Here is a 13,500-nt window from a genome sequence, read left to right as displayed (position 1 = left end):
ATTATAGTTATATAAAATCATCTATGTGCGCTCATCCGCCCAATGATTGCGTATACAATAAAAAGAACCTTGGGAATATTCCCAAGGTTCTCGCTAGCGTTGTATCAATTGCTAACCATCTACCATATATATGTAGGTCGGCTTCGCCGGATGATTATAATTTGATTACGTTAGCTGCTTGTGGTCCACGTGCACCTTCAACGATATCAAATTCTACGGATTGACCCTCATCCAATGTTTTGAAACCGTCTGTTTGAATCGCGGAAAAGTGTACAAATACGTCCCCACCGTCTGCAGTTTCGATAAAACCATAACCTTTTTCTGCATTAAACCATTTTACTTTACCTTCCATTGATTAAACATTCCCTTCGTCATCAGATGAACGTGAGTCTTGCTCACAACTCGACTATACCATCGCTGCTTCTCAATTGTCAATTGGAATAGTAAATGATTTCATTCAATTATTTACCATTCATTAATTTTCCAGATTAAGAGCTTACAAAATGATAATAGAATCAAAAGGAGCAGACGTTATATAATACCCGTCTGCTCCCTCGGTGAAACAATAAAGACATTATTTTTTGCGGTCCATTAAAAAACTATCCGGCGTGTAGGCGGTGTTATACATATCACGCTGTACTTTTGCAATGTTGCGTTGTTGTAGCCATTCTTGGGCTTCATTCCTTAGTGTTTCCATCCGATGAGTAATGGATGAATCATGTTTCAAAAGAAGCCGGACTCGCTCTTTCTGCGGTTCAGTTACTGTAGAAACATTATAGGAAACTTCAATACAATCAATTACCGTTTGTCTCTCTATAATGAACTGTTCCAGTTCCTCGTATGTTGTCATATCCAGTCTAACTATTAGTTCATTCGTCAACTCCTCCAACTGGAGGATCAGACTATCCATTAGGATTCCCTGGAGCCCCATTTACCAGCTTACTAGCAGCTAACCAAGTCTCACGGAGATCCGTTAGGTAGTCTAATGCTTCTTCTGCTGGCTCAAGAGTCTTTTTGATATTAGATTGGATTAGTAAATAATTAATATACTCATATAAAGAGTGTAGATTCTTAGATATATCGTAAGTATGATCCAATGTACACATCAATTCACTAACAATCGTTTGAGCTCTTCCAAAATTATAATTGACTTTTTGGAAATCATTGTTATTTAACCCTTCAACTCCAGATTTCACAAAACGTATTGCTCCATCATATAGCATTATAACAAGTTGAGCAGGAGTAGATGTCTGGACAGCGGATTGTCTATATTTTTCATAAGGAGATGTAAGCAAGCCGCTCATTCCTCACTTTCTATTTAAAAAAATTTGAAAGACTGGTTGATTGATTCTCATATTTGCTCATAGCAGCTTCCATAGCACTAAATTGTTTGTAATACCTTGTTTCCATATCTTTTAGACGATCTTCCAAACCAGAAATTCGTTTGTTATAATCCTTTAACTTCCGGCCCATCACACTTTCCTCTTTAAATATACTATTTGCATCAGTTGAAAATTTGGAAGTACCTGCCTTATCAACCAATTTGGTAAGGGCATCATCCATGGTTTTACTTAACTTTTCGTATACACCTGAAGTTGTACCATCAGCTGTACCCTTAAAAATACTTATCACCTTTTGAGAATCACTTTCGAGGGCAACTTTAAGCTTTTCTTCATTAATATAGATTTTACCACCTTCATAATATTGACCTGTCGTAATGCCAATCGAGCTTAATTCTCCTATTTTCGACGAAATAATTGAACGCATTGATAATATCGCAGATTTTAATATCTCATCGTTTTTCAAGAGACCGCTTTTCGCTTTCGCTTCCCAAGCAGTAACATCGCTCTCTTTCATTTCTTTTTTCTGATCATCTGTAAGTGGTTGAAAAGACTTATACTGCTCCTCACCTACTTTCGTATTAAACATGCTAAGTAAACTATTATAATTTTCGACAAAAGCTTTAATTGTGTCCATTGCCTTCGTAGAATCGGCCTCTGTTGTAATTGTTACAGGATCTGCTGCTGTGTTAGTAGCCAGCAATGTTAGATTAATTCCATTTACAGTTAATGAATTATTATCTGAATGCAATGTCCTACCGGTAGCATCTGATGGTTTACTTTTAATTATTACTTCCGATTGTTTAGCCCCCTGCACAGCTCCGAGGCCAAGTAGTGTTGCAAATGAACCCGTCCCACCTGTAATATTGTTAGTTGCACCGTACTCTTTGGCAGTAATAGAGAATTTACCGCTAATTTCGTCAAATGTTGCGTTGACCTTTGCGTCTGGAGTAGCATTAATCTTATTAATCGCATTAGCTATAGTATCATCTTTACTTAAAGAGATGGTTTTGCCATTAATAATTAAATCATAGGACTCACCTGCATTACCAGATAGCTCTCCTAATGTAGTGTTTAATTTTACATCGCCAGCCGTGGTTTTTGTCAAAGCTCCTGATTGCATGTATGACTTCGTTGCTAGGCTGACAACTTCTATTGACATAGGTGCACCATTAGCATCAGCAGTAGCCTCTGCCTTTACTGCAGTTGTGTTCCCCGTAACTACGGCTTTCTGGGTGTTCATCGCAGCCGAAAGATTAAATGACTTTATCTTAGTATTTTTGAAATCAACAATTTTACTGTTTACTTCTCGATAACTATCACGGGTCCATTGTAGAATTGTTTTTTGTTGACTCAGCTTATTAAGCGGCGCCCTCTTCGCTGTCATCAGTTTAGTCACCATACCATCTATATCCATACCCGAAAATCCAGTAATTCGCATTTATGTTCCCCCTATACCTTTTCGTCTACCAGAATCCCTGCGATTTCCATCATTTTGGCTACTAAATCCAATGTCTTCTCCGGTGGGATTTCTCGGATCAGTTCACCAGTGTCCTTGTTTAGTACCTTTACCATAATCGCATGCGTTTTCTGATGCACACTCACATCAAGAGTAGTCGTGGGACCTTGAAGAGCCTTCACAGCACGTTCAATGGTGCGAATTAAATGCTCTTCACCCAGAGAAACATGAGCTCCTTGTCGCTCTAAATCTGTCAATTCCGCTGCACTCTTTATAATATTCGTTTTATTCGAATCTTTACCCAAAGCAGCAATATCATTTGGTTGCCTTACTTCAGCTGTATAGCCGTTCATGGCGCTAGTCGTTACTGAAAATTGAAAATTCATTCAACAACCCCCAATCGCAATATAGGTTATTTATCGGTTGTTTACATCTGCTTATGTAGAGAAAAAACAATAACATCCTCGTTTTTCAGTAACTATGGGAAACATGGAAGCAAAGGCGAAGTTCACTCCAAATAACCGTAACGGAATTAAATGAGTGTAGTGGCAGTAAGTGAGTACCGCGAAAATAGAATCATCGTCTCTCGGGACCAACTAGGTGAGCTGGCTTAGATTTTTGTGAACATGTAAAGAGTATTTATGAAATCCCATGGACTATAGCACTTAGTTTTCTGTTTGTCTTATCCGTCTCTATAGCACATCCATAATCATTGCCAGAGGATTTCAGATATGATATAGAGACAGATAAAAAAGCTCACTCTTTTTATTTGATATAAATATTCAGATATTCCATGATTCAATATTTATTAACTCTATATTTAATTGTTGCTGCTCAACTATCTTCATTATTTCATCTAAGTAATTAGGATTCATTACAATCACCGTTGATACCGCTTTGTTTCGCAAAGAATCAATCCCAATTATTTCATGACCTGTTCCAGGTAAATACTTGCCTACTTTATTTGGATTCACATCTATCACACAGGTAATATGCTTAAGATCTGGATCAATCAAATTCAAAAAGGTTACTCCTTTGGCTCCTGCACCCCAAATCGCGATTTCACCCTTTTTAGAATAGTGAGAGAGTTGTTCCTGTACATTCTGTCTCCATTCCATCTCATATTGAGAAAACAGCGTGCTAGTTCTTGTATCAACAGCTAATTGAGGCAGTGAATTATGTGTATTTCCATTAGTCTCCACAGGTCTAGCTTCTAACCACATATATTGACCATTAAAAATATGTTCAACATTCACAACTTCAAATCCAGTCAATTCAAATGCCTTAGCAAGTGAACTTTTATTAAAGTAAGAACAATGCTCATAGAAAATATCAAACATTACTTTGTTTTCAAAAATCCATTCTATACAAGGTGTTTCAAAGAAGACTCTAGCATTAGGAGAATGTGTTAGTGCTTTTCTTATTGACTTCAGTAATTCCAGTGGCTCCGAAATATGTTCAATAACATGTCGACAAATAACAATATCCGCCTTAATATGAACACAATCTTCATTGTACAGTCTTTTTTCGAATCTCAATTTACCCTCTAGTTCCAATTCCGGTCCAATGTAACTCGGATCGAATCCGTAGCCGTAATTATCCCCGGATTCTACTATTTTCTTCAAAAAAACACCTTTACCACAACCTACTTCTACAACGTTTAGATTTCTAACGCCCTTATTATTAATAAGGTTAGCAACTAAATCATTTAAATAATTATTGAAATACAAAGAGTACGATTGAGTATTCTCATAATCACTACCGTAAACAACCTTGCTCGAATCAAAAGCGCTATTATAAACAAAACCACAATCTTTACATCGGAGAAGAGTTAGATTTCCTTTTAATACCTGCTTTGCATCTTCAAAGCTATCAATCAATATATTTTGATACGCTGGTATACCTTTACGAGTTAATATGCTCTTTAGATTTGTAGATTCGCATATTGGACAGTTATTTTTTGACACTTTGCTTGCCTCCAAGAAGATAGGATTGCCACCATTGTACGGTTTCATATATTCCTTGTTCTAAAGTGACCGAAGGATTCCAGGCAGTATTTTCTTTCAGCCTTTGCATATTAGCCACGACAGATTCCGGTTCATCCACAGCGGCTGAAATTGCATTAAGCTGAATAAGTTCCCGTTTATTCAGAAAATTCGCAATAGTACTTATAATTTCATGCAGCCGTATCGGTCTACCTGAACCAACGTTAATTGGACCATTAATCTCACTATCCAATACATTAACTAACGCTTTTGCTGCATCCTTAACATACAGATAATCACGAATTTGCTGTCCATGGGTACATTTTGCATGTTCACCCTTTAATAGTGATAAAATAACAGACGGAACCAGGCGATCCTCATGTTCCCAAGGACCGTACAAATAAAAAATGCGTGCCCACGCACTAGAAACTCCATAGTATTTTTCATATGCCATCAGCATATGACTTAATGAATTTTTACTAGCTCCATATATATTGTTGTAATTTAGAGGGGTCTCAAACTCTTTGCAAATACCATGGCTTAAATCATATTCAGCGCAGGATCCCACTCCTACAATCCTCTTTCCTCCTGAAGAACAAAACATATCGAATAGTGCTAAGCTGGCCTGCATCCATTTAAAGTTCAAAGGAGAGTTCCAATATTTACCTGGAGTGGTGTCCCATGCGAGATGCAAAAGATGTGTTGGCGACCCAATTAATGAAAACATATCATCCATCTGATTGCTGTTAAGCAAGTCCACCTTCAACCAAGTAATATTATCGGTATTTTTTTTATTTTCAAGGCTTGATGTAATTGCATATATTTGATCTTCTCGAACCGCCAATTCATTCAGTACATGTTTTCCTATAAATCCATTTGCGCCCGTTATAATTATCTTTTTCATTCTTCATACCTATCATAATTCAAATCTCTTTCAGAAATTATTCTATCTTTTTCTTCTTTAGGCCATGTTATATTAAAAACCGGGTCATCCCACTTTAATCCACGTGCATACTCTTCTTTATAAACTTGACCCATTTGATAAAACACTTCAGTATCGTCGGACAATGTTTGAAACCCGTGTGCAAAACCCTTAGGTATATAAAGCATTTTATAATTCGTTTCTGATAGTTCAATACCAAACCATTGTTTATAGGTCGGCGAGTTAGGCCTGATATCAACGATAACATCATAGATGGAGCCCTTTGTACAACGGACTAATTTTGTTTCTTCATAAGGAAATGACTGATAATGCAAGCCCCTAAGGGTACCCTTATATTTATTATATGATATATTACACTGTACAAAAGAGGCTTCCAATCCTCGAGATGCGAATTCTTCATAGCACCAGGATCTTGCGAAATGTCCACGCGAATCAGTTAACAACTGCATTTCTATTAAATAAGCCCCGGATAACTTTGTTTCTGTAAAGCGCATTATACCTGCCCCCACTTAATTGTCAGCTATACACTTCAAATATCCTTCTGGAGCAACTGTTATTAAAAGTTTATCCTCTATAGTTTTGTCTACAATAAATCGGTTGTTTTGTTGTAGAAACTGTCTCGCAGCAGTTTTGGGACTGTTACCAGATTTCCATGGACGTTCTTTAAAGAAATGATCTGGCATATCTTCAACAATCGTGTCAAGTACAACTAGATAACTTCCTTTCGTAACCAAAGGAGAATAGAGCTCTAATTCTTTGAAAACATGTTCATGAGTATGATTAGAATCAAGTATAATTAAAACAGATTTACGGTCAGAGATTATATCTTTAACTTGATTGATAGTCTCCAAACTTGTTGAATCACCTTCAATCAAATGAATCCTATCCGAAAATGGATGACTTTCTATCTCTTTACGGTTATGTGGTCTAATATCTACGTCTACACCTATTACAATTCCCTCATTACCAATTAGCCTTTGCAATGAAGAGTAGAAGATAACTGAACCGCCCCGTGCAATTCCAGTTTCAATAATCACATCAGGTTTTACTTCCCATATAATCTCCTGTAGAGCGATAATATCTTGTGGAAATTGAATAATAGGCATACCGAGCCAAGTAAAATTATATGTGTATTTATGTTCGGTTTGCTGAAGAATAAAATCATTTGTTATTTTCTTAAGATTAACATCCTCAGCTTGCTTTTTAATATTCTCCATTTTCTCCATTTCAAATTCAGCTCTATTCATATAACTCACTCATCCCTTTTTTATTATTCAATAATAATTGCTTCCGGCATTGGGATAATCCATTTCCCCCCCCATTCACGGATAAATGAAGTCTGATCCATAATTTCTTCTTTCAAATTCCAAGGTAGTATCAGTACGACATCCGGCTTGGATTCTTGGATCATCCCGGGAGAGTGAATTGGAATATGGGTACCGGGTAGAAATAATCCTTGCTTATATGGACTACGATCCACTGTATAGTCTACAAAGTCAGACCCTATCCCACAATAATTAAGCAAGGTGTTTCCTTTCGCAGGAGCTCCATAACCCACGATTGTCTTTCCTTCATTTTTTAATTTCAGCAAAAGTTCTAGGAGATTACGTTTAACTTGTTTAACTCTATTCGAAAAATCATTATAAGTTTCCATCGTTAAAAGTCCTGCTTGTTCTTCTTGATCCAATAGGTTCTGAACGCGTTGATCAACTTGTTTTGTAAGATCTTCCGAATGTTTTGCGTAAATACGCAAAGAACCTCCATGCGTTTCAATTTTCTCTACATTAAATATTCGCAAGTCATGTGCATCGAATATTTTGTTTACTGCCGTAAGTGAGAGATACGAAAAATGTTCGTGATAAATAGTGTCAAACTGTACATCTTCCATTAGCTTTAATAGGTGTGGAAACTCCATTGTAATTATTCCGTCAGACTTCAAAAGGATCTTCATCCCCGCTACAAAATCATTAATATCAGGAACATGAGCCAGTACATTATTACCAAGAAGAAGATCTGCTTGTTTTCCTTTTGCAGATAAATCTGAGGCCAGATCCCTGCCGAAAAAGTTAGAAATAGTAGGTATCCCTTTATCAATAGCAACCTTTGCGACATTTTTTGCTGGCTCAATACCTAATACAGGCACATTACTCTCCTTGAAATATTGAAGCAAGTAGCCGTCATTGCTTGCAATTTCAACTACGTGACTGTTTGTAGTTATTGGGTATTCTGTTATCATCTTTTGAACGTAATTCTGTGCATGCAAAAGCCAGCTTTGCGAAAACGAGCTGAAATATGCATAATTCTGAAATATGTGCTCTGGTGTTTCAAAATCTTCAAGTTGAACTAAATGACAATGACTACATACAAATGCATGTAACGGTAGAAAAGTTTCTGCTGCATATAAGCTTTCAGGTTTAATAAAAGAATTTGAGAGTGGAGACATACCTAAATCAACAAAATTCTGTGTAAGCTCCTCACCACAAAAACGGCAGGTCTGCATTATTTATGCTCCTTTATTAACTCTTCAAATGATGTTATTTGATCTAGTGTAAATTCACGAATATTCTCTTCTTGTAGGTATGCATATGTCCATGCTACGACCCATTGCACACATTGTTGGATAGATAGGTTCGACTTCCAACCTAATCTCAATCTTGCTTTCGAACAATCTAATTTGAGATAACCCGCTTCGTGCGGGTGATTACCATCGTCCATTTGAATGTTTAATTTTTGTTTCCATCCTGTTTGGAATAAACTTAATAGGGCTTCTACTGAGATTGCATCATAATCGGAAGGACCGATATTCCATGCATCACTATATTCTTCACCATTACTCCACATTTTCTCAGCTAATAGTAAGTAACCATAAAGAGGTTCCAACACATGCTGCCATGGTCTAACTGAGTGAGGGTTTCTAATCTTTAGAGACTTATTAGCTTGTATTGATCTAACTAGGTCAGGAATTAAACGGTCCTCAGCCCAGTCTCCACCGCCAATTACATTACCAGCTCGCACACTAGCAATAGCTACCTTATGTTGATCATTATAAAAAGAACGCCTATAAGAGGCAGTAACTAGTTCTGCACAGCCTTTGCTTGCGCTATATGGATCATACCCGCCCATCGGGTCTATTTCTCTATAGCCCCATTGCCATTCTTTATTCTCATAGCACTTATCACTCGTAATGTTAATGATGGCACGTAGGTTCTCAGCATCGCGAGCGGCTTCAAACAAGTTTACTGTCCCCATCACGTTCGCCGAAAAAGTTTCTACCGGTTCTTGATATGATCTTCTCACAAGTGATTGTGCCGCCATATGGAATATGATTTCCGGATCAAACTCGGAAATTGTTTTTTTTAATAAGGATAAATCGCGAATATCCCCATATATTGAAGTCATTCCATTCTTCACTTCTGCTTGAGTAAATAGATTGGGAGTAGTTGGGGGTGCTAGCGAGTAACCCGTCACTTGTGCACCCAGTTTCTGTAACCAAAGCGACAACCAACTTCCTTTAAAACCTGTATGCCCTGTAATCAGGATTCTCTTATTCTCCCAAAATGATTTCATGATTCCCATACCTTCCAAGGAGCTTCTCTTCTATCCCACATTTCCTCTAATTTCACTTTGTCTCTTAATGTGTCCATTGGCTGCCAAAAACCATAGTGTTTAAATGCGGACAACTGATTATTTCTTGCTAAGCTTTCTAAGGGGTCAAGCTCCCAAACCGTAGCATCATTTTCAATCAACTCAAAAACTTCCGGTTCAAGAACAAAATAACCGCCATTTACCCAACTTCCATCTCCTTGAGGTTTTTCCTCAAAGCTAGTTATTCTACTATTTTGTAAAATATCTATAGCCCCGAAGCGTCCAGGAGGCTGTATTGCAGTTAATGTAGCTTTTGTTCCATTGGCACGATGGAAATTGATAACATCTGAAATATTGACATCACAAACGCCATCTCCGTACGTAAAACAGAATGTTTCATTACCAATATATTTTTGTACTCTCTTTAACCGACCACCCGTCATTGTTTCCAATCCAGTATCGACAAGAGTCACCTTCCATGGTTCGCTACTATTATTGTGTATCTTCATATTATTATCACGCATATCATAAGTTACATCTGACATGTGTAAATAATAATTCGCAAAATACTCCTTGATCATATAACCCTTATAACCTAAACAAATAATAAAATCATTTATTCCATAATGGGAGTAGATTTTCATAATATGCCATAGTATCGGCTTACCACCAATTTCAATCATTGGTTTAGGTTTCAAATGAGTTTCCTCGCTAATTCTAGTACCATAACCTCCAGCTAAGATGACTGCTTTCATGATTGCCCACTTCCCATATATAGGTATATAAACCTTCTAATCCATTACCATCCGGTAACGCGTCTGTACATTTCTGCAGCACCATAAACATCAGTAATGTTAAAGTCGCTCAAATCTAACATAAGATCTCCAGTTGGAGTGAAACCTTTTTGAAGACCTTTTGGAATTTGCGGTATTTTACCGAAATCAGGATTATTAATATAATTCTTAACGAACCATTCCATAAGAACTTCATCATCTTCTAAACTTTCATATATTCTCTTTATATAGACTGGAAATTCATTATCTGAATTATCAAGCTCTTCTAAACATATTTGTATCATGCTTTTCCTATTTAAATTGAACCTTTGAGAATACGGTACTAGTAGTTCTTTCACAGTTAAAAAGGCCTCCGCAACCGCAGTTACAACATTCGGGACATTCGGTATAACTTTAAATCTATCCACTTTCATTCCATTGTTCAATTTCAAAAAATCTTCTTGTATTTCTTTAGATTCAGTATCTAAAGATGGCTTCAAAAAAGATACACCATTGCTTTTACCGGAAGATCCTCCGATAGACATAGGTAAATCTATAGAAACAAATTTCTCTTGCGTACAAGCTAAAGCAAATCCAGAATACACATCGGGAATAAGTCCATTAAAAACATTGCCAGCTATTTTTTCCAAGTGAAATACCAAATCTCTATGTACAACCGCATTACAATATAACATAGGCAGTGTACTATAGGGTGATACGAAATTTAATACATTTTCTACTACTTCACTGCTATTAACAACCCTTTGAGTTATGTTCCCTGCCGTTGTTTTAGGAATATGAAAAAAGTTTTCTAAACCTTTAAGTTTAACGTCCGGCCACCCATAAAAAATATGATTCCAATGAATTATTTTTGTATCTAAAGAATATAAAATATTATCTAACGTATTAAGTGCATGAAGTAATAGACCATCATCTGAGCCCAATACCAGAATATATTCTCCTTCTGCTTTAGAAATTGCAAAATTATAATTTTCTGTCATTGCAAGCTCTCGCTCGGGCCTAAAATATTTTATTTTTGATTCACTGAATTCCTCTATTAATTCTTTAGTTAGATTATCACTACTATTATCGCTAATAACAATTTCGTAGTCTTCAAAGCTCTGGTTAAGGCAAGTCATTAGCGTATATTTAAGTACGTTATGACTATTTCTCGTTGGTATAACTACGCTAAATCTACATCGCTTTTCAATTTGATCACTGATTGTTGAAATATATTTCTTCGTGATTGCATTTTCTTGTTCTTTATACTCTCTGCTTTCTATTAACTTACCTTTAACTATTAACATATCGCACATATTCTTATTTAAAAAAGGACTCTTAAGTAAGAAGCCTGCTCCTTTGCTTCTTAACTGGTCATACGAGTCAATGGCTTGATCGTAGAATCCAGTATCGTAACAATAGTTTCCAAGGGCGTAAAGATAGTGCGCATTTTCATTATTTTCTTTAAAATCTAAAACGCTCTGTTTGACATGAATATAATGTTTAGCCATTTGAAGTAAGCTGACTTTAAGTAAGCTTACTTCTTTATTATCAAGCAGAAATAACAATTCTGCTCTTTCGACATAGCTTAGATTAACATCATTTACAATAATCTCTGCACACTCAATTATTTGATTATTAAGTACTGAAGAGTAAATAAAATTATTAAGAGTAAATGATATCTTTAGGGAATGATAAGCATCTCTAGCCAGTTCAAAATATTTTTTAATATCAGTTTCAGCAAAAGTAAGGGAATACAAAGATTTTAACAATGGATTTTGATTTATAACGCCCTTCCAATTCCCTCTTAAAACTGACACTACCTTTTCTTTGGTGTATTGTTCTGTCCTACCATCTAAAATATCCAATAAGCATTTACATCTTAATTCCCATGTATTCTCTGCAATAAATTCATTTTGCGTATGGAGATCGACTTTCATTTCAATAGCTTCATTTATAAACCGATTAAACTCCTCTGGTCCATTACTTACTTTAATGAAATCCAGGTTACCAACTAGCTCAGGCATATTTGTAGCCACTACTGGCAGACCACTCATTACATATTCATACATTTTTATTGGGTCACAATTAACGATTATATCTATATCGTCTTTAAAAGGTATAATTCCTGTATTCATATATCTCAAATAGTTTGTTAATTCACTATGCTCCTTCATACCAAGAATAAATAAATTATTCTCTTTTATTGATAAAATCCCCTCTTTGACAGGTCCTATTACAACGAATGACTTATCCTTATTATCACGAACTAGTTTATAAAACAATTCTTCGTCAAACCAACGGTCAACAGCTCCTACGTAACATACTCTAGGCTCAGGAATGTTGATAAGATCATCCGGAATACTATCATTTCCACTTCTATTGAAATCTTCAATGTTGACAGCATTTTTAGAAAGGAAAACATTATCTTTATTCATAGTTTTAGATAAATAAAGTGCGGAACTAGTTGTGGTTATTATATCGGCTCTATTTAGCAACAGGTCTTCATATTCTCGATCATGTTTACTACTCCAGTACGAGTACTCTAGATCACTGTGATCATCAACACATTCGTAAACCACCTTGAAATTACCAGTAAGCTGATTAATTGTAGACACTTGAGATGGGAAATAACATAAGACAACTACTTCTTCATCAGAGGCGTCAATCAATTCCTGAATAACTTCCCTATAATTGTTTAAAATATCTTTGTCCTCATAACTAGCTAAAATTGGTGTATGGATATTTATTAATTCGATCGCTCGAGTATTACTATGACTATATTTCATTAATTCTTCTATATCCACAGAACTATGCGATGAGGAAGCTCGAACCGTCGGCTGAACGTATTCAATCTCATAACCCAGCTTTGAAAGAGATTTCGCAATTTGATGGGGTCTTTGTAACATTGCTCCCCACGGACAGGATGAGAGAATAATAAACTTTTTCTCAGAGGTGTCCTTTAGCAATTTCAGTTTTTGTAAAGTACTCCGAATTGTGCTCCTTTGATTAAAGTCATCTGTTTTTTTATAGACCAACCAATAGAAGTTAATTGCTTTTTGAATGTCCCCCTTATTTTCGTATAGATATGCAAGATTGAACAACACATCTTTATTTTTAGGATCTAGTTTAATCCCTTCCCAAAGCAGATGCTCTGCATCATCCAGTTTATTTTCTATAATGGAAATAATTGCTTTCATACTCAAAATATCAACATCATGTTTTCCAAAAGTTTCATATTCTTCTATAAGTTTCTTAGAATTTTTAATATCTCCGCTACTAATAAGGAATTCTATGTTGTCTTTAAATAACTTTTTCTCTTGTTCAAAATTATTTGAGATTTCAGTCATTTATCGTTTCATCTCCACGGGGTTATTTTTTTATAAAATCAATTTAGTGTATAAACAATATTATT

The 13,500-nt window shown here is 35.9% G+C and carries 13 protein-coding genes; all 13 read right to left on the bottom strand.

Annotation, left to right across the window (positions count from 1 at the left end; all coding sequences use genetic code 11):
• Nucleotides 1–154: 154 nt before the first annotated feature.
• The 13 genes from ACFVU8_RS19155 to ACFVU8_RS19095 all read right to left on the bottom strand — a co-directional run bounded on the left by ACFVU8_RS19155 (nucleotide 155) and on the right by ACFVU8_RS19095 (nucleotide 13,435).
• Nucleotides 155–352: a cold shock domain-containing protein gene (locus ACFVU8_RS19155; RefSeq protein ID WP_019915069.1), complete on the bottom strand. Its 198-nt coding sequence runs from the start codon at nucleotides 350–352 to the stop codon at nucleotides 155–157.
• Between the two features lie 222 nt (nucleotides 353–574).
• Complete coding sequence (fliT, locus tag ACFVU8_RS19150) at nucleotides 575–910, bottom strand: flagellar protein FliT (RefSeq protein WP_387429350.1); 336 nt, start codon at nucleotides 908–910, stop codon at nucleotides 575–577.
• A complete protein-coding gene (gene fliS / locus ACFVU8_RS19145; protein WP_387429491.1) occupies nucleotides 903–1,295 on the bottom strand; it encodes a flagellar export chaperone FliS in 393 nt (130 codons plus the stop codon). The genes fliT and fliS overlap by 8 nt, the downstream gene beginning before the upstream one ends.
• A 19-nt stretch (nucleotides 1,296–1,314) precedes the next feature.
• Nucleotides 1,315–2,781 carry a flagellar filament capping protein FliD gene (fliD, locus tag ACFVU8_RS19140; RefSeq protein ID WP_387429348.1) on the bottom strand — a complete coding sequence of 489 codons (1,467 nt, stop codon included), beginning with the start codon at nucleotides 2,779–2,781 and terminating at the stop codon, nucleotides 1,315–1,317.
• Between the two features lie 11 nt (nucleotides 2,782–2,792).
• On the bottom strand, nucleotides 2,793–3,185 hold the full coding sequence (locus ACFVU8_RS19135; protein ID WP_387429345.1) for a flagellar protein FlaG: 393 nt from the start codon (nucleotides 3,183–3,185) through the stop codon (nucleotides 2,793–2,795).
• A 396-nt stretch (nucleotides 3,186–3,581) separates the two neighbouring features.
• A complete protein-coding gene (locus tag ACFVU8_RS19130; RefSeq protein WP_387429343.1) occupies nucleotides 3,582–4,766 on the bottom strand; it encodes a class I SAM-dependent methyltransferase in 1,185 nt (394 codons plus the stop codon).
• Nucleotides 4,753–5,688: an NAD-dependent epimerase/dehydratase family protein gene (locus ACFVU8_RS19125; RefSeq protein WP_387429340.1), complete on the bottom strand. Its 936-nt coding sequence runs from the start codon at nucleotides 5,686–5,688 to the stop codon at nucleotides 4,753–4,755. The genes ACFVU8_RS19130 and ACFVU8_RS19125 overlap by 14 nt, the downstream gene beginning before the upstream one ends.
• A complete protein-coding gene (rfbC, locus tag ACFVU8_RS19120; RefSeq protein ID WP_387429338.1) occupies nucleotides 5,685–6,221 on the bottom strand; it encodes a dTDP-4-dehydrorhamnose 3,5-epimerase in 537 nt (178 codons plus the stop codon). The genes ACFVU8_RS19125 and rfbC overlap by 4 nt, the downstream gene beginning before the upstream one ends.
• A gap of 15 nt (nucleotides 6,222–6,236) precedes the next feature.
• Nucleotides 6,237–6,974, bottom strand: coding sequence for a cephalosporin hydroxylase family protein (locus tag ACFVU8_RS19115; protein WP_387429335.1), 738 nt, complete (start codon nucleotides 6,972–6,974; stop codon nucleotides 6,237–6,239).
• A 23-nt stretch (nucleotides 6,975–6,997) separates the two neighbouring features.
• A complete protein-coding gene (locus ACFVU8_RS19110) occupies nucleotides 6,998–8,227 on the bottom strand; it encodes a methyltransferase domain-containing protein (RefSeq protein ID WP_387429332.1) in 1,230 nt (409 codons plus the stop codon).
• Nucleotides 8,227–9,294, bottom strand: coding sequence for a CDP-glucose 4,6-dehydratase (gene rfbG / locus ACFVU8_RS19105; protein ID WP_387429329.1), 1,068 nt, complete (start codon nucleotides 9,292–9,294; stop codon nucleotides 8,227–8,229). Before rfbG ends, ACFVU8_RS19110 begins: the two co-directional genes overlap by 1 nt.
• Nucleotides 9,291–10,067: a glucose-1-phosphate cytidylyltransferase gene (rfbF, locus tag ACFVU8_RS19100; RefSeq protein WP_387429327.1), complete on the bottom strand. Its 777-nt coding sequence runs from the start codon at nucleotides 10,065–10,067 to the stop codon at nucleotides 9,291–9,293. Before rfbF ends, rfbG begins: the two co-directional genes overlap by 4 nt.
• Nucleotides 10,068–10,111: 44 nt before the next feature.
• Nucleotides 10,112–13,435, bottom strand: coding sequence for a glycosyltransferase (locus ACFVU8_RS19095; RefSeq protein ID WP_387429324.1), 3,324 nt, complete (start codon nucleotides 13,433–13,435; stop codon nucleotides 10,112–10,114).
• Nucleotides 13,436–13,500 lie beyond the last annotated feature (65 nt).

Origin of the sequence: Paenibacillus sp. NPDC058177 (assembly GCF_042883835.1) — a bacterium.
GTDB lineage: Bacteria > Bacillota > Bacilli > Paenibacillales > Paenibacillaceae > Paenibacillus_AQ > Paenibacillus_AQ agri.
Note: the sequence above shows the minus strand (reverse complement) of the source record. Positions and strands in the feature narration are given on the sequence as shown.